Below are 19,913 nucleotides of genomic sequence, written 5' to 3'. Positions count from 1 at the left end.
TCGTCAGTGGAAATCGCGGCTGTGGCTGCGCAGTCCCTGCAGCAGCTCATCCAGGCAGTGCATGCGCTGCACGATGACATGCTGCACGCCATCAACGCGCTCCAGGCGGCCATCGATCTGCATCAGCTGGGTGTCGACCAGCACCCGGTGCTGGCGGTCGGCCAGGTGGCGCCAGACCACGGCGTTGACCATCCCGGTCTCGTCTTCAAGGGTGAGGAAGGTAACGCCACTGGCGGTCTGCGGGCGCTGGCGCATGCGCACCAGTCCGGCGATGCGCACGCGGCGGCCATGGCCGTGCCCGGCCAGCTGCGCGGCATCCAGGCAGCCGCGGCTGCGCAGCTGCGCGCGCAGGAACGAGATCGGGTGGCGGCCGAGGGTGGTGCCGGTGCTGCGGTAGTCGGCCTGCATGTCCTCCCAGGCGCTGGGCAGTGGCAGGGGCACGCGGGCTTCGGCAGTGGCACGGGCCTGGTCGAACAGCGGCAGCCGGTTCTCTACGCCCGAGATATCCCAGCGTGCACGATGGCGATGGCCACTGAGTCCGCGCAGTGCGCCGGCATCGGCCAGCAGGCCCTGCTGGCGGCGGTCCAGCGCGGTGCGCCGGCACAGGTCGCCGACGTCGTCGAACGGGCGCCGCGCGCGCTCGCGCATGATGGCCTGCACGGCATCTTCGTTGCAGCCGTCGATCAGACGCAGGCCCAGACGGATCGCCGCCGGCCCCCTGCTGAAGTCCAGCGTGCAGTCCCAGTCGCTGTGGCGTACGTCCACGGGAAGAACGGTAATGCCATGCCGCCGCGCGTCCTGCAGCAGCTGGTCAGGGCTGTAGAAACCCAGCGGCTGGCTGTTGATCAGGCTGGCAGTGAACGCGGCGGGATGATGGCACTTCAGCCAGCAGCTGGCATAGGTCAGCAGGGCGAAGCTGGCGGCATGACTTTCCGGGAAACCGTAATCGCCGAATCCCTTGATCTGCTCGAACAGGTGCTCGCCGTATTCGCGGCTGAAGTTGTTTCTCAGCATGCCGGCCAGCAGTTTCTCGCGATGTGGTTCCAGCCCACCGCGGCGCTTCCAGGCCGCCATCGAACGGCGCAGGGCATCGGCCTCGCCCGGGGTGTAGCCGGCCGCATCCACCGCCAGCTGCATCACCTGCTCCTGGAACAATGGCACGCCCAGCGTACGCGCGAACACGCGTTCCAGCTGCGGTGGGTAGAGCGGGTTGTCCGGGTCGTTCAACGCGTCCGGGCCTTGTTCGCGCAGGATCCGGCGCCGCTCCAGGTAGGGATGCACCATGTCGCCCTGGATCGGGCCGGGACGCACGATCGCCACTTCGATCACCAGATCGTAGAAGTTGCGTGGCTGCATGCGCGGCAGCATCGCCATCTGTGCGCGCGACTCGATCTGGAACACGCCGATGGTGTCGGCGGCGCTGATCATGTCGTAGGTGGGGGTGTCTTCGTCGGGGATCGCATCCATGCGCCCGCTGTGCAGGCCATGCTGCTGCAGCATCGCCAGGCACTTGCGGATGGCCGTGAGCATGCCCAATGCCAGGCAGTCGACCTTCATCAGGCCGGTGGCATCCAGGTCATCCTTGTCCCACTGGATGACGGTGCGGTCGGCCATCGCCGCGTTCTCCACCGGTACCAGGGTCGACAGTGGATGCTCGGAAATCACGAAACCGCCCGGGTGCTGCGACAGGTGGCGCGGAAAATCGATCAGCTCTGCGGTGAGTGCCAGCAGGCGCCGCATCAACGGCGTGTCCGGATCGAAGCCACGCTCGCGCAGGGTTTCCGGCAGCGGGATGTTGCCGCCCCAGTGGTCCATCGCCGCGCCCAGTTCGTTGACCTGGTCCATCGGCAGGCCCAGCGCGCGGGCCACGTCGCGGATCGCGCTGCGGCCACGGTAGCTGATCGCCACCGCGGTCAGTGCGGCGCGCTCGCGGCCGTAGCGTTTGAACACGTACTGCAGCACCTCCTCGCGCCGCTCGTGCTCGAAGTCGATGTCGATATCCGGTGGTTCGTCGCGCTCGGCGGAGATGAAGCGCTCGAACAGCAGGTTGCTGCGTGCTGGGTCGATCTCGGTCACGCCCAGCACGAAGCACACCGCTGAGTTGGCCGCTGAGCCACGGCCCTGGCAGAGGATGTCCTGGCTGCGCGCAAAGCGCACGATGTCCTGCACGGTGAGGAAATAGGAGGCGTAGTTCTTCTGCTTGATCAGCGCCAGTTCGTGCTCGATCTGCGTGCGTTGCTTCGCTTCGATGCCGCCTTTCCAGCGCCACTGGATGCCGCGCTCGACCAGCACGCGCAGCCAGCTGTCCGGATCGTGTCCTTCGGGCACCAGCTCGCGCGGATAGGTGTACTGCAGCTGTTCCAGGGTGAAGTGGCAGCGCTCGGCGATGCGCAGGGTTTCAGCCAGCAGTTCGGGCGGATACAGCTGGACCAGCGCGGTACGCGGGCGCAGGTGGCGCTCGCCATTGGGAAACAGGCGCCAGCCGGCCTCGGCCACGCTGCAGCGGTGGCGGATCGCGGTCAGCGTATCCTGCAGGGCGCGGCGGCGTCGCACGTGCATGTGCACGTCGCCACTGGCGACCAGGGGCAGGCGGTGGCGTTCGCCGAAGGCCTGCAGCTGCTGCAGGCGGCGTGCGTCATCGTGTTCGCGGTGCAGTTCCACCGCCAGCCACAGCCGATCATTGAAGCCGGTGCGCAGCAGTTCCAGGTCGGTAGCGGCCGGTTGCCGGTCCAGCCATAGACAGAGCAGGCCGTTGGGCAGGCCGAGCAGGTCCTCGCGCAGGCAGAGGTACTCGCCCTTGGCAGCCCGCCGCCGGCAGGTCGTGATCAACTGGCAGAGCCCGGCATAGGCGGCCTGGTCGGTGCACAGCAGGGCCAGCTTCGGCCCGTCCTCGACCTGGAATTCGGCGCCGACGATCAGCGCCACGCCATGTGTCTTGGCTGCCTGCCAGGCGCGCACGATGCCGGCCAGCGAGCATTCGTCGGTGATCGCCAACGCGCGGTAGCCCTGGCCAGCGGCGCGCGCGAACAACTCTTCGGCGATCGAAGCGCCGCGCTGGAAACTGAAGGCCGACAGGCAGTGCAGTTCGGCGTAGCCGGGCAGTTCGCTGCGCATGGCGGCTCAGCCGAACCAGCCGTGCAGCATCCACGGCGCATGCGGATCGTTGCGCGCGCGGAAGGCCCAGCCGCGCTGGCCATGCGCGGTTTCCACCACGTAGTAGTCGCGGCGCGCGTCAGCCTGGTCCCACCAGCCCGATTCGATCCGCTCCGGCCCGGCGATGATGCGCAGGCGCGGGTCACGCAGCGGCTGTGGGGTGTCCAGCAGCCAACCGGGGCGCAGTGGCCAGTATGCCGGCGGCCTGGCCGCTGGCTGGATGCCGCTGGCGCGTTCGGGGCGATGGTCGGCCTGCACCGCCAGCGGCTGCACGGCGTCATCGCCCAGCCGCGCGCGCAGGCGCTCGCGCAGCTGGTTCCAGGGCATCGCCTGTGCCGGCCGGGTGTCGAACAGGTCACGCGCGGCGGGTACGAACGGCGGCAGCTGTTCGGCTTGCAGGCGCAGTGCGCGGCTGCCGGCCGGCAGGGCGAACGCTTCCATGCGGTTGCGTGCGATCTCGAACAGCAGCGTGGGATCGCGTTCGGGCGCCAACAGGCCGATGGTCAGCACGCTGGCCGGCAACAGGTCATGCTCGAAATGCAGGTCGAAGCGCTGCACGCCGCCATCGCGCGAGCACAGGAAGGCGGCCAGGTCGAGCAGCAGGCGGCGCAGCGGGAACAGCAGGGCCTGGCTGGATTCGATCTCGTATTCGAATTCGATGCGCGCATCGAAACGGTCCGGTGGCTGGTAGTAGCGCAATGGCGCGGTGGGCAGCCCGCGCAATGCATCCAGCTGCTGCAGGACCTCGGGGGCGAAGCGCCGGGCCAGGCTGTCGCGCGGCAGCTTGAGCACCGCGCCCAACGTGCGCAGGCCGGAACGGCCAAGCACCGTCACCGCCTCGCTGGGCAGGCCGCAGCGCGCCAGGGGCAGCTGCGCCAGCGCCGCCGGCAGCTGCTGCGCATCAAGGCCGAGGCCATCGTGGACGTTGGCCAGCACGCGCGCGGCATGTGGGGTAGGCGCGGCCACCAGGCGGTGGCGGAAGCCGAGTTCGTGCAGTTCGTTGCGCAGGCGCTGCTGGATCGTCAGCCAGTCACCGAACAGGGCGCGGCTGGCACCGATTTCCAGCACCAGTGCATGCGGAAAATCGAGGCTGACCTGCGAGCTGTAGGCATAGGCCCAGCTGGCCAGCAGCTGCCGGGTGTGCTGTTCGGCATTGGGGTCGTAGTCGTGCAGGTGCATATCCTGCACCAGTACCTGTGCAGCCGACAGCAGCATGCCCGGGCGCAACCCCGCGGCGCGTGCCGACGGGCTGACTGCACGCACTACGCGTCGCTGTGCCGGCCCCTGCAGCAGCACCAAGGGCCGCTGTGGGTCGGGCTGCAGGCGCAGCACGCTGTCCAGCGCCAACTGCGGCAACAACAGGCAGGCCCAGTGCATGGCGCGTCCTCAGTGGGCGATGGCCAGCGGCAACGGTTGTGCCGGCGGCAGGCCGCCACGGCACTTCAGCACCCGCACCTGGCCGTGGTCGAGCTGCAGGCGCAGGCTGGCCGGGGAGGGATTGCGCGCGGCCTGCGCCTCGCGGAACACGAAGCCCAGGCACTGGCCGCTGTCGGCGGCCACCTGCAGGCGGCGCAGGGCGCGGTCGTCGGCTTGATGCGGCCAGCACAGTACCGCCGCGCAGGCCGCAGAGCGCAGGCACTGTTCGGCGGCCCACAGTGCCTGCTTCGGCGCGGCGTGGATGATCTGCAACTGGCCCAGGTCCAGCCCGGCGGCGGCCCAGGCCGGGGCATGCGGACGGTAGGGCGGAGCGACCAGGACGATCGGGCGGTCGCGCTGGCTCAGCCTGGCCAGCGCCGGCCATACCAGCGCCAGTTCGCCAACGCCGGGCGCCGCCTGCAGTACCTCGCACAGTCCGCTGGCCGGCCAGCCGCCGCCGGGCAGGCGTGCATCCAGTGCCGGATGGCCGCTGGCCAGATGGTCGCTGGCTGGGCCCTGGCGGGCCGGGCCGCGCCACAGCTGGCGCCCGTCCAGCAGCCGGTCGAGGGCAACGACCGCACCCATCAGCCGATCCTCCAGGGGAGGCGCCGGGTGGGCTGGAAGCGGCAGGAACGGGCGGAAACGGCGGGCATGGCGCGAGTATCGACGAGCCGGTATCAGGGGCTGAGACCAGACATGCTACTCGCGTTGTAAGTAGAATTACTAATGAAATCGGAGGGCCGGGTTTCAGGTTGCTGAAGGGGTAAAGCATCCACGCATGGCGTGGATCTACTGGAGAGCCCCGGCAAATCCAGCCGCAGCCTGGTAGATCCACGCCATGCGTGGATAGCGGTAAAGCGCGGTGCCGACCAGGGTCGGCACCCACAGGATGCGGTTACGGGTGGACCGGCAACGCCACCGGGCGCAGCGGCGCGGCATCGCCGCCACGGATCTTCAGCGGGCCGCCGATGAAGGCGAATTCGTAGACCTTGTCGCGGGCCAGTTCGTCCAGCGCCACCAGCTCGATGATCGGCGCACCCTGCTGAGCCAGCAGGTAGGTGTGCAGCGGTACGTAATCGTCGGGCACCTCCGAGGGGAAGGTCTCGAAGCTGAGGTTGTCGGCACCGACGATCATCGCGCCGCTGTCTTCCACCAGGAAGCGTGCCGCGTCCAGGCCCATGCCCGGCGGGTTGGCCATGTAGGCCCTGGGCTGCTCGAACAGGCGCATGCGGCCGGTGCGGATCAGCACCACGTCACCCTGCTGCAGTTTCACCTTCTGGCGTGCCAGCGCATCCTTCAGGTCCTGGCGGGTGACGCGGTAGCTGTCCGGCAGCATGTCCACGCCCTTGGCGCCGGCCACGTCGATCAGCACGCCACGCGCGATCAGCGGCGGGAATTTCTCGATGCCGGTGACATTCCAGCCGCGGTCGCCGAGGTGCTTGTCGGCCTCAAAGCCGTTCCAGATCTTCCCGTGGATGCCGAAGTGGTTCAGCGCATCGATGTGGGTGCCGGTGTGGCTGTACATCGAGAACGCGGTGCCGGTGTAGCTGCGGGTGAGGTTCATGGCCTCGCCCACGCCCATCGGATCGTCCATCACTGTGCCGCGCGGGGTGTGGGTCATCCAGAACTGGTAGTGCGGGTCGCCGGCATCCTGCCAGCTGGGCATGCCGACGTAGTAGTCGGTGGCCAGGTCATAGGCCTTGCCGCCGCTGACCCGCGACAGGATCGCCGCACGCGAGGCTTCGGTGATCAGGTTGAGGCGGCCGATCTCGTCCTTCGGCCCCCACGGGCTGGTGCCGACCTGCTGGCCGGAGGGAACGCGTTCGTGCGCGGACACGGTGGTGGACGCGGCGGTGGCGGCCAGCAGCAGGGCCAGCGCGGTGGACAGGGTACGTGGGGTCATGGGGAAATCTCCTTGCAGGGTGGGGGAGGGGGCGGCTCAGGCCGCGACCAGGGGCGCCAGGGCCTGGCGCAGGTGTGGGAGCGGCAGGGTCTGCAGGCGCAGGCCGTTGCCGCCGATCACGGTGGGGATGGAGCGGATGCCGAGCGCGGCAGCTTCGGCGCGATCGGCCTGCACGCGCTGGCGCACCGCGTCGCTGCGCATGTGATCAGCGAAGGCGCCACGTGGATGGCCCAGCGATTCGGCAATATCCAGCAGCACTTCGGCATCGCCAATGTTGCGGTACTGATGCAGGTGCGCCCATTGCACCGCGTCGAACATCGCGCCATGGGCATCATTGCCACCGATCAGCCCTGCGGTCTGGCAGGCCAGTGCGCCGAGCCAGCCGGACGGATACTCGAAGTCCTGTGCGCGCATGCCTTCGATATCGATGCGCGCGATGTCTTCATGCGCGGCGCAGTCGGTCCAGTGGCGCAGGATGATCGCCTTGGCGCGCGCCATCGAGCCGAACACCTCGACCATCTGCGCGCGCGAGTCCTGCAGCACGAAGCTGCGGTGGCGCACCTGGATGCCGAGTTCGGCGGAGACCTGCTGCAGGCGCGGGGCCAGCACGAAGCACCAGCCGCAGACCACGTCGTGGAAGAAATCGACCACCGGCGCTGCGGTGGCGGGGGAAGGAACGGGAGACATCTGCCTGCCATCGGTGAGAGGAGAGGCGGCAGAGTAGGCAGCGCGGCGTGGCCGAAACAGCACGCTGCGGACAGCTCAGTTTTCGCTGGCAGTTACGAATCCAGGCCGGCGCAGCCGGGCAGCTCGGCGTGCAGGAAGTCGATGAAGGCACGCACCTTGGGCTGCAGGTGGCGCGAGGTGGGGTAGACCGCATGCACGAAGCGCGGCGGATAGCGGTGGTCGGGCAGCACCTGCTGCAGTTCGCCCCGCGCCAATGCCGGCGCGGCCAGGAACGAAGGCAGGGCGCCGATGCCCATGCCCGCCACCAGCAGGTCACGCAGCAGCAGGCTGTTGTTGACGGTCACGCGTGCCGGCAGGGTGATCGTCACCTGGCCATCCGGGCCGAGCAGCGGCCAACTGCCCGGTGAGTCGGACAGGCTGTAGGCCAGCACGCTATGGGCCTGCAGATCCCCTACTGCCTGCGGTGCCGGATGCTGCCGCAGGTAGGACGGCGCCGCGCACAGCACCTGCTGCAGCGAGGCCAGCCGGCGTGCCACCAAGCGTGAATCATCCAGCTCGGCACGCAGTCGTAGCGACACATCGAAACCTTCGCCGACCGCGTCGAGCAGGCGATCTTCCATCACCAGATCCAGCGACAGCTGCGGATGCTGCTGCAGGAAGCGGGGCAGCAGCGGCGACAGCGTGCTCAGCGCGAACGACTGGGGCACATTGACGCGCAGGCGCCCGGTCACCTCGCCACGCTGCTCGGCGATGCCACGTTCCAATGCGTCCAGTTCGTCGAGCAGGCGGCAGCATTCACGGTAATAGGCGTGGCCGGTCTCGGTCAGGCTCATGCGCCGCGTGGTCCGCTGCAGCAGTACCACGCCCAGATGCGCTTCCAGCGTGCGCAGCTGTTTGCTGAGCCCGGCGGGCGACATGTCCAGGTCTTCGGCAGCGCGGGCCAGCCCGCCGCGTTCGACGATGCGGCGGAAGGCGCGCATCAGGTTGAAGGAATCCATGCCGGTCCCGGGCGCGATGAGGGCGTCATTGTAGATCCACGCCATGCGTGGATGTGGGAAGCGTGGTGCCCGCAGGGTTGCGCCGTTTGTTCAAGCCAGCAACCCACACGCCACGCCAGCATGCAGGCCCCTCATTTCCCGGGTTGCCCATGAAGCACTGGATCCTGCGCCTGTATGCCCCGTTGTTCCTGCTGGGGTTCGTTGCCACTGCCGTCGTCTGGGTCGGCCACTGCCATGGCGATCCGTTGTGGCTGCTGGCCCTGCTGGCGATCGCCATTGCGGTTTCGTTCGTCGCCGAGCGCGCCTGGCCGTATGACCCTGCGTTCAACCGCGACCACGGCGACCGTGTGCGTGATGCCCTGCACGCGCTGGTCAACGAGAGCCTGAACCTGCTATCGATCGCTGCGGTGCCGCTGCTGGCGGCGATCATTCCGTGGCAGGTCTGGCCGCTGCAGTGGCCGTTCGCGCTGCAGGTACTGGTGGCGATCATCGCTGCCGATCTCGGCATCACCCTGGTGCACTACGCAAGCCATCGCATCGGCTGGTTGTGGCGCCTGCATGCGGTGCATCACAGCGTGACCCGCATGTATGGCTTCAACGGGCTGATGAAACACCCACTGCACCAGGCCGCCGAAGCGGTGGGCGGTGTGCTGCCGCTGCTGCTGTTGGGCCTGCCGATGCCGGTGGCGGCGGTGCTGGCCTTCGCCATTGCCATCCAGCTGCTGCTGCAGCACTCCAACGTAGACATGCGTCCCGGCGTGCTGGGCCGGGTGATGGCCTGGGCGCCGCTGCATCGCTTCCATCACATACGTTACGGCACCGCCGGTGACGTCAACTTCGGCCTGTTCCTGACCGTCTGGGATCACCTGCTGGGGACCGCCTTCGATGCGCCGGGCTATCGACTGCAGCAACGCGACCTCGGCATCGGCAGCCAACCTGACTATCCACGCGATTACGCGGGGCAGCTGCTGGCGCCGTTTCGTGAACTGCCGCATGGCGAGGTGCCGGAGCTGCCCGAAGGCCTGCGCAGGCGTGGGTGATCGGCCGTGTCAGGTCGTGCGCAACTGCAGGCCCTGCAGCTGTGCGGCACCGATGCCGAACATGCGGCGCAGGCTGCGCGAGAGATGGGCCAGGTCGGCGAAGCCGGCGGCATGCGCGCTGGCGGTCAGACTGTGCCCCTGCAGGTGGTGCGCGAGCGCAGTACGCAAACGCTGCCACAGCACCCAGCCGCGCAGGGTCACCGCCAGGTCGGACTGGAAACGCCGGTGCAGCTGGCTGGTCGACAGGTGCGCGGCTCCGGCGATGTCGGCAGCCGGCACCGGGCTAGGCAGGTAGTGGCTGATGCGGGCCAGCGCTGCCTCTACCCGCCGGTCCAGTGGCTGCGCGCGGCTCAGCCGTGGCAGCCAGCGGTGCAGCCCGGCCGCAGTGCCGGGCAACGCGTACAGATGCTGCTGGATCTGTTCGAGGTCGGCATGCGCCGGCTCAAGGAACACCGTGCAGCCCGCGTCCGGTGCAGACAGGATCGCGTGCGGCCGGAACGACGGCACCCACAGCCGTTGGCCCTGCTGGCGCACACCGTCGATCTCGACGTGCCAGGGAGTGGCTTCGCTCAACAGCAGCTGATGGGCATAGTGCGCGTGTACATCGCTGTCACCGGCACGCCCCTGCAACACGGCCACGTGAGCATCCAGCAGCAGCGTGCCATTCCAGGGCAGGGCGGGGGAGGGCATGACGGGATTGTAGATCCACACCATGCGTGGATGAATCTCCATCGAAATCGAGTAATTCGACGATTGATCGAAGAGCATCCACGCATGGCGTGGATCTACTGCAGATTGCGACGGATTGTCGAAGGCGGGGTGGGTCCGGTTGCGGGGGCGTGAGCGCCATGGATGGCGCGACCGAGCCTCCAGGGACGGATTCACGGCGTCCCCCGCAACCGGACCCACCCCGCCATCCCACAGGAAGCCCGCTTTTGCTTCGGCTGTTGCTTCTGAGGTTGCCGGCCAGCGGCCGGCACTACCGCGGGGGCCGGGCGCAGCCTGGCCGTTCGCCCCCTCAGCGCCCCTGCGGATCCGGCCGGTGATGCACGTACTCGACCACCGTGCCATCGGGATGCACCGCATTGAACGCCGCCCCGGTCGGGACCACCTGCAACGGGAAGATGATCTCGGCGCCGGCGGCAACCAGTTTGTCGTGATAAGGCCGAACGTCATCGACCAGCAGTGTCCCCGTGGTCGAGGTGAACGGCGCCAGCGCCGCCTCGCTGCCCTCGATCAACAGGAACGCACCGACCATGGCCAGGCGCAGCCCGGCCTCCGGAAACGGAAAGCCCGCATCGGCCACCACGCCCTGCAGCTGCTCGTAGAAGGACACGCTGCGTTCCAGCTCACCGGGGGCCACGAACACCCGGATCAGCACGCGCGGTGCGCGCTGGCTGGAGGTATCGCAGCGGTCGCGCCAGAGATGGTCGAAGTCGCGGTGGACGGTCATGGGCTCGGTTCGTGGCCAGGGAGCTTCATTATCGGCAGCCTCGCACGGCGCGCTGATGACCGCCGGTGATGGCCTGATAACTGCAGGCTGGGATCGCCCCTGTGACTTAGGTCCTGTTGACAGGTGTGAACGCCCTCGCACAATCTTCACAGGATTGGGTCGCCCTGCGCGGCCCGGGCAGGCAGGTTGTCACGCCGGGAGGAGGGTCCCGCGCGCAGACCGGCCCGTCCTTCGGCCTGCGGGAGGTTGCCTGGCAACCCCTGCGCGGCATGAACGCTGCACCCTTCGGCGGCACTTTCCCTGGACCGATTGCCTTGGCAACGGAATTACGCCCGTCGATGAAAACGTTTACAAAGCAGCTTGTACTGTCCCTGGCCCTGTCCGCTGCACTGGCCGCTCCGGCCTGGGCCGACCCTGCCGCGTTCACCGTGCTGACCCTGGAACAGGCCCCGACCGCCGAGGCGATGCCGGCCCTGGCCGCCCAGCTGAAGACCCTGCAGGTGGACGCGGTGAGCGTGCGCCAGGTGCAGCGCGGCATCGGCCAGGTCGATCCGCTGCAGGTGCTGGCCGACGGACTGGGTTACGAATACCGCTTCATTGCTGCGGGCAGGGATGATGGCCAGACCCAGCGCGGCCAGGCCGTACTGACCCGGCTGCCGATCGCCGCTGAATCCGGCCCGGACCAGCCGGGCCTGAACTACCTGCGCCTGGACGATGGCCGCCACACCGTGGCGGTCTATACCGATGCCGGTGCGGGTGCCACGCAGCTGCCAGCGCTGGTCACCCGTTCGCGGCTGGGTGCACCGGCGGTGCTGCTCGGCGCGGTGGCCGGTGAATCGGCCAAGGCCGCCGGCTTCGATCCGGCGCGTGTGGCGCTGGAAGCCGATGCCAGCTATTTCAGCGATGGTTTCCAGGCCGCCAGCAGCGCGCCGTTCAAGGTGGAAGGCAGCGCCTTGCGCGCCACCCTGCTGACACTGGCCTATGCCGCCGACACGCATGGCGACAGGCCGTGGATGGACACCACCCTCAACGCCGATGCGCGCGCCGCGCTGCTGCTGAAGGCGATGACCGAGGATGAGAAGTTCCAGATGCTGCACAGCTACTTCGGGCTGGGCAAGGATGGTGGCCCACTGCCGGAAGGCGCGGTCGGTTCGGCCGGTTTCGTGCCGGGCGTGGCGCGGCTGGGCATTCCGTCGCAGCAGTCGGCCGATGCCGGTGTCGGCGTGACCAATCCGGGCGGCATCCGCCCGGGTGATTTCGCCACGGCGATGCCATCGGGCCCATCCACCGCGTCCAGCTGGAACCGCGAAGTGGCTTTCGCCGGTGGCGCGACCATGGGCCGCGAGGCATGGCAGCAGCGCTTCAACATCCTGCTGTCGGGCAGCGTCAACCTGCAGCGCGATCCACGCAACGGCCGCAACTTCGAATATGCCGGTGAGGACCCGCTGCTGGCCGGTTCGATGGTCGGCGCGCTGATCCAGGGCGTGCAGAGCCAGCACGTGATCTCCTCGATGAAGCACTTCGCGCTGAACGACATGGAGACCCGGCGCAACTTCCATGACGTGCGCATCGGCGAACAGGCCATGCACGAGTCGGACCTGCTGGCCTTCGAGATCGCGCTGGAGGCTGGCCGCCCGGGCGTGGCGATGTGCTCGTACAACAAGATCAACGGCACCTACGGCTGCGAGAACGGCTACCTGATGAACCAGGTGCTGAAGCAGGAATGGAAGTTCCCCGGTTTCGTGATGTCCGACTGGGGCGGCGTGCACAGCGGTTCGAAGGCGGCGCTGGCCGGCCTGGACCAGCAGTCGGCCGGTGAAGTGTTCGACGCAGCGGTGTTCTTCGACGAACCGCTGCGTCTGGCCGTGCATGGCGGCGTGGTGCCGCAGGCGCGCCTGAATGACATGGTCACGCGCATCCTGCGCACGATGTTCCTGCACGGCAACTTCGACAACCCTCCGCAGCACCAGAAGGTGGATGCCGAGGCCGGCTTCGCCGTGGCCCAGCGCACGGTGGAAGAGGGTAGCGTGCTGCTGCGCAATGAAGGCAACCTGCTGCCGCTGGCCGACAGCGTGAAGCGCATCGTCATCATCGGTGGCCACGCCGACAAGGGCGTGATCGGTGGTGGTGGTTCGTCGATGGTGGGCGTGACCGCCAAGGGCACCAACGCGGTGCCGGGCGTGCTGCCGACCACCTGGCCGGGCCCGGTGATCTTCCACCCGTCCTCGCCGCTGGAATCGCTGCGTGCGGCGCGCCCTGACGCAACCATCGAGTATGTGGACGGGACCAATGCCGCCGCTGCGGCCAGGGCCGCCGCGCAGGCCGATGTGGCCATTGTGTTTGCCACGCAGTGGGCCGCCGAATCGGTGGACCTGCCGGACATGCAGCTGCCGGACAACCAGGACGCACTGATCTCGGCGGTGGCCGCGGCAAACCCGAAGACCGTGCTGGTGCTGGAAACCAACGGCCCGGTGCGCACCCCTTGGCTGGCGCAGGTGCCAGCGATGCTGCAGGCCTGGTACCCGGGCATCCGCGGCGGCGAAGGCATCGCCGCGCTGCTGACCGGTCAGGTCAATCCGTCGGGCCGCCTGCCGGTGACCTGGGTGACGGACGAATCGCAGCTGCCGCGCCCGCATATCGATGGCCTCGGCTTCAAGCCGGCCAAGCCGTTCGGTGATGTGTTCGATTTCGATATCGAAGGCGCCAACGTCGGCTACAAGTGGATGGCGGTCAAGGGCCTGACCCCGACCTTCGCCTTTGGTCATGGCCTGTCCTACACCTCGTTCGCCTATGACAACCTGAAGGTGAGCGTGGAAGGCTCGCGCCTGGTCGCCAGCGTCGATATCCGCAATACCGGCAAGCGCGCCGGCGCCGATGTGGCCCAGCTGTACCTGAAGCTGCCGGCAGGCAGCACCACGCCGATCCGCCTGATCGGCTACGACAAGGTGAACCTGCAGCCGGGCGAACAGCGCCGCATCCGCATCGAAGCCGAGCCGAAGACCCTGGCCCACTACGATGCACAGGCGCGCCAGTGGAAGATCGACGGTGGCACCTACCAGGTGCAGCTGGCGCGCAATGCCGCCGAGCCGCTGCAGACCGTGGACGTGCAGCTGGTGGAGCAGGTGCTGCGCTGATACTGCAGGTTGTTGATGCTTGAAGGAACGGCCCCGAAAGGGGCCGTTTCTGTTTGTGGGGTGCCGCTGCGCTCGCCGGGCCATGCCCGGCGGACGATGGAACAGCAGGCGCCGGGGCGGATAGTCATGTCGCTTCTGCCACTGGAGGTCAATTGCCGGTCAGCCAATACTGGAAGGCTGGCGCAGGAGGGCCAGCGAATGATCGCGAGCGCATGGGAATTCAAACGGTTGTGTGAAAACGAGTCGGATACCTCGTTCGCTTTGCGGCACGCTGACGATCAGACGTGGCGCGATATCCTGTCGACCTATCCGGAGCTGGCGCGTTGCGTTGCCGGAAACAAAACGATTCCCCTAGCCATCATCGAGCAGTTGGCTGCCAGCGATGACGTAGATGTCCGCTGGAAAATTGCGAGCAAGCGCCGGCTGGATCCAGCATTGATGTCACGCCTTGCAAGGGATTCCGATGCAAGCGTCCGTCACCGAATCGCCTGCAATCCAAAGGTATCCAGGGAGGTCCTGGAGCTGCTAACGGGTGACCCTGACGAGATGGTGGCGGCGTCAGCCCAGCGAAGGCTGCAGCAGGTGTGATCTCGAGCCGAGCAGCACGGAGTGCACTCACTCGGTCAACTCAGTATCAGTGCCAATTCAAGCGAGTGCTACGAGGATCGAACAATGAACAAGATCTTTGAGGAACACGTTTCAGACGCTCAGGCGAGCATGGTTCGACTCGCGCTCGATTATGCCGGTGCGACGGCTGACGAAGTATTCATCTTCGTTGCGAGTGAAGATGGGATTTCAATGTTTGATTTCTTCTACAGACTCAACGGTTCTGTGGTGGAGAAGGAACAGCTGAATGACGTCCGAAAATCTGGAGGTGGGATGTATGACTCGTTGAATGAGAGCTTGGCTTGGGTGCTTGATGCTGGGCTGGATGAAATAGATGCGCTTGAAGAAAAGTGCAATGAGTTCGGCGCTGAGATGCCTACTGAGATCCGCATTCACTACGTTGTGGGGAGCAATGAGATGCGGGCGAAAATGTCGTATGAACCAAAGTTCTCACACAGTGACGATCTGACACCGGGGAGTTTGTTCGATAGCTGGGTTGGCGATGTTCGTGGAGGCTCGTACCCTCTGTAACTTCACTGCGGCCTGGCGATTGGCCGCAGGAGGCTACCCGCGCCCGCTTTCAGACCACCCACGCAGGAAATCAATCAGCTGCCGTACCTTCGGTGAGGGCTGCGTGCTGTGCGGGTAGACCGCGTAGACACTCTGCTGCGGGAAGCGGTGCTGGCGCAGCACCGGGCGCAGCCGGTCCTGGGCCAGGTCGTCCTCGATCAGCCAGCGTGGCAGCACGGTGACCCCGGCGCCGGCCAGGGCGAACGCGCGCAGGCTGCTGGCACCATCCACGCGTACCACCGCGTTGCCCGGGTTGGTGGCAAACAGGGCGCCGCTGCCATCAGGTGCGATCACCGGCACATCGGCCAGGCGCGGATAGCCCAGGCGGGGCAGGGTGCCCAGCTGTGCCGGGTCATCGGCAGCCTCGGCAGAGGGCAGGCGCGCCAGCAGCGAGGGAGCGGCCACCGCGCACAGTGGGTGGCGCTCCAGTTCACTGGCGTGAAGGCCCGAATCCGGCAGGCGGCCGAGGCGGATCGCCAGGTCGAAGCGTTCGGGAATGAGGTCCGCTGGCGCTGGAGAAGTTGAAAGGTGCAGCTGCAGGGCCGGGTGCTGCGCGCGGAACGCCTCCAACGCGGGAATCAGGCGTAGCTGGGCGTACTCCGGTGTGGTGGTCAGGCGCAGCACGCCCTGCAGCTGGTGCTGGTCGCGGCGCGCGGCATCGATCGCCGCCTGCGCAGCATCCAATGCCTGCACGCAATGTTGCAGGAACTGCTCGCCGGCCTCGGTCAGGGACAGGTGGCGGGTACTGCGCAACAGCAGGGTCACGCCCAGCTCCTGCTCCAGCCGCTTCAGGTTGAAGCTGACCACCGCGCGGCTGAGGCCGAGCCGATCGGCCGCAGCGGTCAGGCTGCCGGCTTCGACCACGGCACGGAAGATATCGAAGCGATCAAGGCTGACCATGGCGATCCATTGTCAAAACAGATTTGACAGTGTTGCAGCTGCCGTCGTGTTTTTCCAATGGGGTCCGGACGGCATGCTGGCTGCTTCCTCGCTGGAGCGCCGCCGATGCCGTCCCCCCGCCTGCGCCATGAGGCGATCTTCCTGCTGGTATTCGCCCTGGATCTGGTCAACATGTTCATCGCCACGGTGGCCTATCCGGCATTGGCAGTGGAGCTGCACGCCGACGTCAGCACCCTGGCCTGGGTCGGCACAGCGTACATGCTGGGCCTGAGCGTGGTGATTCCGCTGGCGCCGTGGCTGGCCGCGCGCTGTGGCGAGCGTCGCTTGCTGCTGGTGGCGTTGCTGTTGTTCGCGGTTGGCGCTGCGCTGGCAGGTTCCGCATCGGGGATCGGCTGGCTGCTCGGATGGCGCCTGCTGCAGGGGTTGGCCGGCGGTCTGCTGATTCCCGTGGCGCAAGCCGCGGCGTACCGGCAATGCACGGCCGGGCAACGTGGCGCGCTGACCCGCCGCATCCTGCTGGTGGCGCTGCTGGTGCCAGCACTGGCGCCGGCGCTGGGCGGGCTGCTGGTGCAGTGGCTGTCCTGGCGCGGCGTGCTCTGGGCCAGCCTGCCATTGGCGGTGGTGGCCATCGGTCTGGTGCTGGCCTGGATGCCGGCCGACTGCGCGCGCAGTGCGCCGCGCCTGCAGGCCTATGCCCTGTCCACCGCGATGCTGGCGCTGGGCGCGCTGCTGCTGGCGCTGACCTGGCTGGGCGAATCGGGACATCGCGGTGCAGGTGCCGTGTTGCTGCTGGCCGCGCTGTTGCTGGCGGCGACGCACCTGCGGCATGCACGTCGGCAGGCGCAGCCACTGCTGCGCTGGTCGTTGCTGTCCCATCGCGGGCTGCGGCTGGCGATGCTGGTGTATCTCGCCGTACCCGGTGTGTTCATCGGCAGCCAACTGGTCAGTACCCTGCAATTGCACCACGCCGGTTACAGCGCGGCACGCATCGGCGCGCTGATGCTGCCCTGGGCGCTGGCTGCGGCCATCGCGATCATGGCCAGCAAGCGCCTGCTGGCTCGCTTCGGTCCGGCCGCGGTACTCCGCGCCGGCATGCTCCTGCAGGCCAGCGGCCTGTTGTTGATGGCGCTGCTGCTGCAGCCGGCCTTCGTGCTGGCCGGATTGTTGTTCGCGTTGATGGGCGCCGGCGGCAGCCTGTGCAGCAGCACCGCGCAGACGCTGGCCTTCCATGGCGTGGGAGGTGAGGCGTTGGGCGATGCCAGTGCACTCTGGAACCTCAACCGCCAGCTCAGCTTCTGCCTCGGCACCGCCGCCATCGCACTGCTGCTGGCATTGGCCATGCAATGGCTGCCGGCACGCGCCACCAGCGTGGCGCTGGGTTTGGCCGCTGCAATGACGCTGCTGCCGATGGCGCTGCTGCGCCGTTCGCAATCGATCTCTCTTTCCCAACCCGAGACAATGCAATGACGATGACCGCAGAGAACGAGTTCCATGATCTGATCGCCAAGCTGCAGGCCTGGTTCCGTGCGGAAGCAGCCGCCAGTACGCTGGATGCGCTGATGGATCATTTCTGCACCGACTTCAGCATGGTCGGTATTGCTGGGCAGCGCCTGGACCGCGAAGCACTGGCCGGCATGTTCGCTGGCGGCCACGGTGCCCGCCCGGGCCTGTGTATCGAAATCGATGCCCTGCAGTTCATTGCGGTGCCGGCACCGTTGGTAATGCTGCGCTACCGTGAAGGGCAGGGCGTTGCTGAAGGTGGGATGGCCTGGCGTGAAGCACTGGCCGTGCTGCGGCAGGAAGACGGCCGTTGGCGTTGGCTGGCGTTGCATGAAGTAACGGCAGCCTGATCGGGTAGTGCCGGCCGCTGGCCGGCAACTTCATGATCCTGGGGCGCGTTACGCGGTTGCCGGCCAGCGGCCGGCACTACCTTTCGCCGACGAGCGCAGCGGCAACGCAGGCACATGTGCCATCAGTCCTGCCCGCATCCACCGCAGAATGCAAAGCATGCACACACTTCACGGCGCCAGGCAGGAGTAGGCTTGAGGCTTTCCTGCCGGGAGGGGTTGTCCATGCGTGTGCGTGCCGTCGCTGTAGCCATTGCCCTTTGCCTGTCCAGCACCGTGCTGGCCGCCGATACCCCGCCGATGACCCCGGATATCAGCGGCAAGCCGTTCGTTGCCCCCGATGTCGGTCGCGACTACGACAAGCGCGTGGTGATGGTGCCGATGCGTGATGGCACCAGGCTGTATACGGTGATCGTGGTGCCCAAGGGCGCCCATAATGCGCCGATCCTGCTGACCCGGACTCCCTATGATGCTGCCGGTCGCGCCAGCCGCAGTGATTCGCCGCGCATGCGCGACCTGTTGCCGCAGGGTGACGAGGTGTTTGTCGACGGCGGCTACATCCGCGTGTTCCAGGATATCCGCGGCAAGTATGGTTCCGAGGGCGATTACGTGATGACCCGGCCGCTGCGCGGGCCGTTGAACAACACCAAAGTCGACCATTCCACCGACGCCTGGGACACCATCGACTGGCTGGTGAAGAACGTACCGGAGAGCAATGGCAAGGTCGGCATGCTCGGCTCGTCGTACGAGGGCTTCACCGTGGTGATGGCGCTGACCGACCCGCACCCGGCACTGAAGGTGGCCGCACCACAGAGCCCGATGGTCGATGGCTGGATGGGCGACGACTGGCTCAACTACGGTGCGTTCCGCCAGGTCAACTTCAACTACTTCGCCATGCAGACCGAGAAGCGCGGCAAGGGTACGCCGCTGCCCAGCCTCGGCTACGACGACTACAGCACCTTCCTGCGCATCGGCTCGGCAGGCGACTACGCGCGTTTCACCGGCGTGGACCAGCTGACCTGGTGGAAGAAGCTGGTCGAGCATCCGGCCTATGACGGCTTCTGGCAGGGCCAGGCGCTGGACGCGGTGATGGCCAAGACACCGCTGAAGGTGCCGACCATGTGGCTGCAGGGCCTGTGGGACCAGGAGGACATGTGGGGTGCCAACCACGCCTATCAGGCGATGGAAGGACGCGATAGCGGCAACAACCGCAATTACCTGGTGATGGGCCCGTGGCGACACAGCCAGGTGAACTACAGCGGCAGCGAACTGGGTGCGCTGAAGTTCGACGGCGATACCGCGCTGCAGTTCCGCCGCGACGTGCTCAAGCCGTTCTTCGATCAGTACCTGGTGGATGGCGCGCCGAAGGCCGATACGCCGCCGGTGCTGATCTACAACACCGGCGAAAACCACTGGGACCGCCTGAAGGGTTGGCCGCGCAGCTGCGACAAGGGCTGTGCCGCCAGCAGCAAGCCGCTGTACCTGCGCGCCGGCGGCAAGCTGGCGTTCCAGGCACCGGCGGCGGGCGAGGGCGACTTCGAGGAATACGTGTCCGACCCGGCCAAGCCGGTGCCGTTCGTGCCGCGCCCGGTCCGCTTCGGTGACCGCGACATGTGGACCACCTGGCTGGTCAAGGACCAGCGCTTTGTCGATGGTCGTCCGGATGTGCTGACCTTCATCACCGAACCGCTGACCGCGCCGTTGCGCATCGGCGGCGCGCCGGTGGTGCACCTGCAGGCCTCGACCAGCGGCACCGACAGCGACTGGGTGGTGAAGCTGATCGACGTGTATCCGGACCAGGAAGCGTCGACGCCGGAAATGGGGGGCTATGAGTTGCCGGTGTCGCTGGCGATCTTCCGTGGCCGCTACCGCGAGAGCTTCAGCGATCCGAAGCCGCTGCCCGCCAACCAGGTGCTGCCGTACCGTTTTGACCTGCCCAACGCCAACCACACGTTCCAGAAGGGCCACCGGGTGATGGTGCAGGTGCAGTCCAGCCTGTTCCCGTTGTACGACCGCAACCCGCAGACCTACGTGCCGAACATCTACCTGGCCAAGCCGGGCGATTACCAGAAGGCCACGCAGCGCGTGTGGCACAGCGCGGCGCAGGCCAGCTACATCGATCTACCGGTGTATTGAGGCCCGCAGGGTGACGCCGGGCCGTGCCTGGTAGCACGTGGTAGTGCCGGTCGCTGGCCGGCATTTCCAT

At 67.3% G+C, this 19,913-nt stretch carries 16 protein-coding genes; 7 read left to right on the top strand and 9 right to left on the bottom strand.

The genetic code is table 11. From position 1 onward, the window contains the following. Positions 1-3 precede the first annotated feature (3 nt). The 6 genes from AC5P7S_RS09805 to AC5P7S_RS09780 form a co-directional block, all read right to left on the bottom strand. On the bottom strand, positions 4-3,114 hold the full coding sequence (locus tag AC5P7S_RS09805) for an error-prone DNA polymerase (protein WP_095377150.1): 3,111 nt from the start codon (positions 3,112-3,114) through the stop codon (positions 4-6). Between the two features lie 6 nt (positions 3,115-3,120). Continuing rightward, positions 3,121-4,530 (bottom strand): Y-family DNA polymerase, encoded by a 1,410-nt coding sequence (locus tag AC5P7S_RS09800; RefSeq protein WP_095377149.1) that lies wholly within the window; start codon positions 4,528-4,530, stop codon positions 3,121-3,123. 9 nt (positions 4,531-4,539) lie between these two features. Continuing rightward, positions 4,540-5,154 carry a translesion DNA synthesis-associated protein ImuA gene (gene imuA, locus AC5P7S_RS09795; RefSeq protein WP_021204497.1) on the bottom strand — a complete coding sequence of 205 codons (615 nt, stop codon included), beginning with the start codon at positions 5,152-5,154 and terminating at the stop codon, positions 4,540-4,542. 310 nt (positions 5,155-5,464) lie between these two features. After that, positions 5,465-6,472 (bottom strand): cyclase family protein, encoded by a 1,008-nt coding sequence (locus tag AC5P7S_RS09790; RefSeq protein ID WP_095377148.1) that lies wholly within the window; start codon positions 6,470-6,472, stop codon positions 5,465-5,467. Between the two features lie 36 nt (positions 6,473-6,508). Continuing rightward, entirely contained in the window at positions 6,509-7,159 is a 651-nt protein-coding gene (locus AC5P7S_RS09785; protein WP_032954262.1) for a DsbA family oxidoreductase, read from the bottom strand. Between the two features lie 92 nt (positions 7,160-7,251). Further along, complete coding sequence (locus AC5P7S_RS09780) at positions 7,252-8,202, bottom strand: LysR family transcriptional regulator (protein WP_170944891.1); 951 nt, start codon at positions 8,200-8,202, stop codon at positions 7,252-7,254. A gap of 104 nt (positions 8,203-8,306) precedes the next feature. Between AC5P7S_RS09780 and AC5P7S_RS09775 the strand changes: the two genes are divergently transcribed. After that, a complete protein-coding gene (locus tag AC5P7S_RS09775; RefSeq protein WP_095377147.1) occupies positions 8,307-9,197 on the top strand; it encodes a sterol desaturase family protein in 891 nt (296 codons plus the stop codon). 9 nt (positions 9,198-9,206) lie between these two features. On the opposite strand, the gene AC5P7S_RS09770 is transcribed toward AC5P7S_RS09775, so the two are convergent. After that, positions 9,207-9,911 carry an AraC family transcriptional regulator gene (locus AC5P7S_RS09770; protein WP_095377146.1) on the bottom strand — a complete coding sequence of 235 codons (705 nt, stop codon included), beginning with the start codon at positions 9,909-9,911 and terminating at the stop codon, positions 9,207-9,209. Between the two features lie 304 nt (positions 9,912-10,215). Next, positions 10,216-10,650 (bottom strand): VOC family protein, encoded by a 435-nt coding sequence (locus AC5P7S_RS09765; protein WP_005417059.1) that lies wholly within the window; start codon positions 10,648-10,650, stop codon positions 10,216-10,218. A 338-nt stretch (positions 10,651-10,988) separates the two neighbouring features. Between AC5P7S_RS09765 and AC5P7S_RS09760 the strand changes: the two genes are divergently transcribed. The 3 genes from AC5P7S_RS09760 (at position 10,989) to AC5P7S_RS09750 (ending at position 14,921) form a co-directional block, all read left to right on the top strand. Next, positions 10,989-13,784: a beta-glucosidase family protein gene (locus AC5P7S_RS09760; protein ID WP_005417057.1), complete on the top strand. Its 2,796-nt coding sequence runs from the start codon at positions 10,989-10,991 to the stop codon at positions 13,782-13,784. Positions 13,785-13,799: 15 nt separating this feature from the next. Continuing rightward, positions 13,800-14,372 carry a hypothetical protein gene (locus tag AC5P7S_RS09755; RefSeq protein ID WP_141239333.1) on the top strand — a complete coding sequence of 191 codons (573 nt, stop codon included), beginning with the start codon at positions 13,800-13,802 and terminating at the stop codon, positions 14,370-14,372. Between the two features lie 84 nt (positions 14,373-14,456). After that, positions 14,457-14,921 (top strand): hypothetical protein, encoded by a 465-nt coding sequence (locus AC5P7S_RS09750; protein ID WP_005417053.1) that lies wholly within the window; start codon positions 14,457-14,459, stop codon positions 14,919-14,921. Between the two features lie 33 nt (positions 14,922-14,954). Here AC5P7S_RS09750 and AC5P7S_RS09745 read toward each other — a convergent pair whose 3' ends face one another. Beyond that, positions 14,955-15,860 carry a LysR family transcriptional regulator gene (locus AC5P7S_RS09745; RefSeq protein ID WP_095377145.1) on the bottom strand — a complete coding sequence of 302 codons (906 nt, stop codon included), beginning with the start codon at positions 15,858-15,860 and terminating at the stop codon, positions 14,955-14,957. 105 nt (positions 15,861-15,965) lie between these two features. Here AC5P7S_RS09745 and AC5P7S_RS09740 point away from each other — a divergent pair, with 105 nt between their 5' ends. The 3 genes from AC5P7S_RS09740 (at position 15,966) to AC5P7S_RS09730 (ending at position 19,843) form a co-directional block, all read left to right on the top strand. Continuing rightward, positions 15,966-17,327: an MFS transporter gene (locus AC5P7S_RS09740; protein ID WP_095377144.1), complete on the top strand. Its 1,362-nt coding sequence runs from the start codon at positions 15,966-15,968 to the stop codon at positions 17,325-17,327. Continuing rightward, the gene (locus tag AC5P7S_RS09735; protein ID WP_095377143.1) at positions 17,324-17,710 is read left to right on the top strand and encodes a DUF4440 domain-containing protein; all 387 of its coding nucleotides are present in this window, start codon (positions 17,324-17,326) and stop codon (positions 17,708-17,710) included. Before AC5P7S_RS09740 ends, AC5P7S_RS09735 begins: the two co-directional genes overlap by 4 nt. 222 nt (positions 17,711-17,932) lie before the next feature. After that, positions 17,933-19,843, top strand: coding sequence for a CocE/NonD family hydrolase (locus tag AC5P7S_RS09730; RefSeq protein ID WP_095377142.1), 1,911 nt, complete (start codon positions 17,933-17,935; stop codon positions 19,841-19,843). Positions 19,844-19,913: the final 70 nt, after the last annotated feature.

The sequence above is a fragment of the Stenotrophomonas sp. YJH_SMC_32 genome (assembly GCF_059369975.1).
This window is presented reverse-complemented; position numbering and strand designations above follow the sequence as displayed.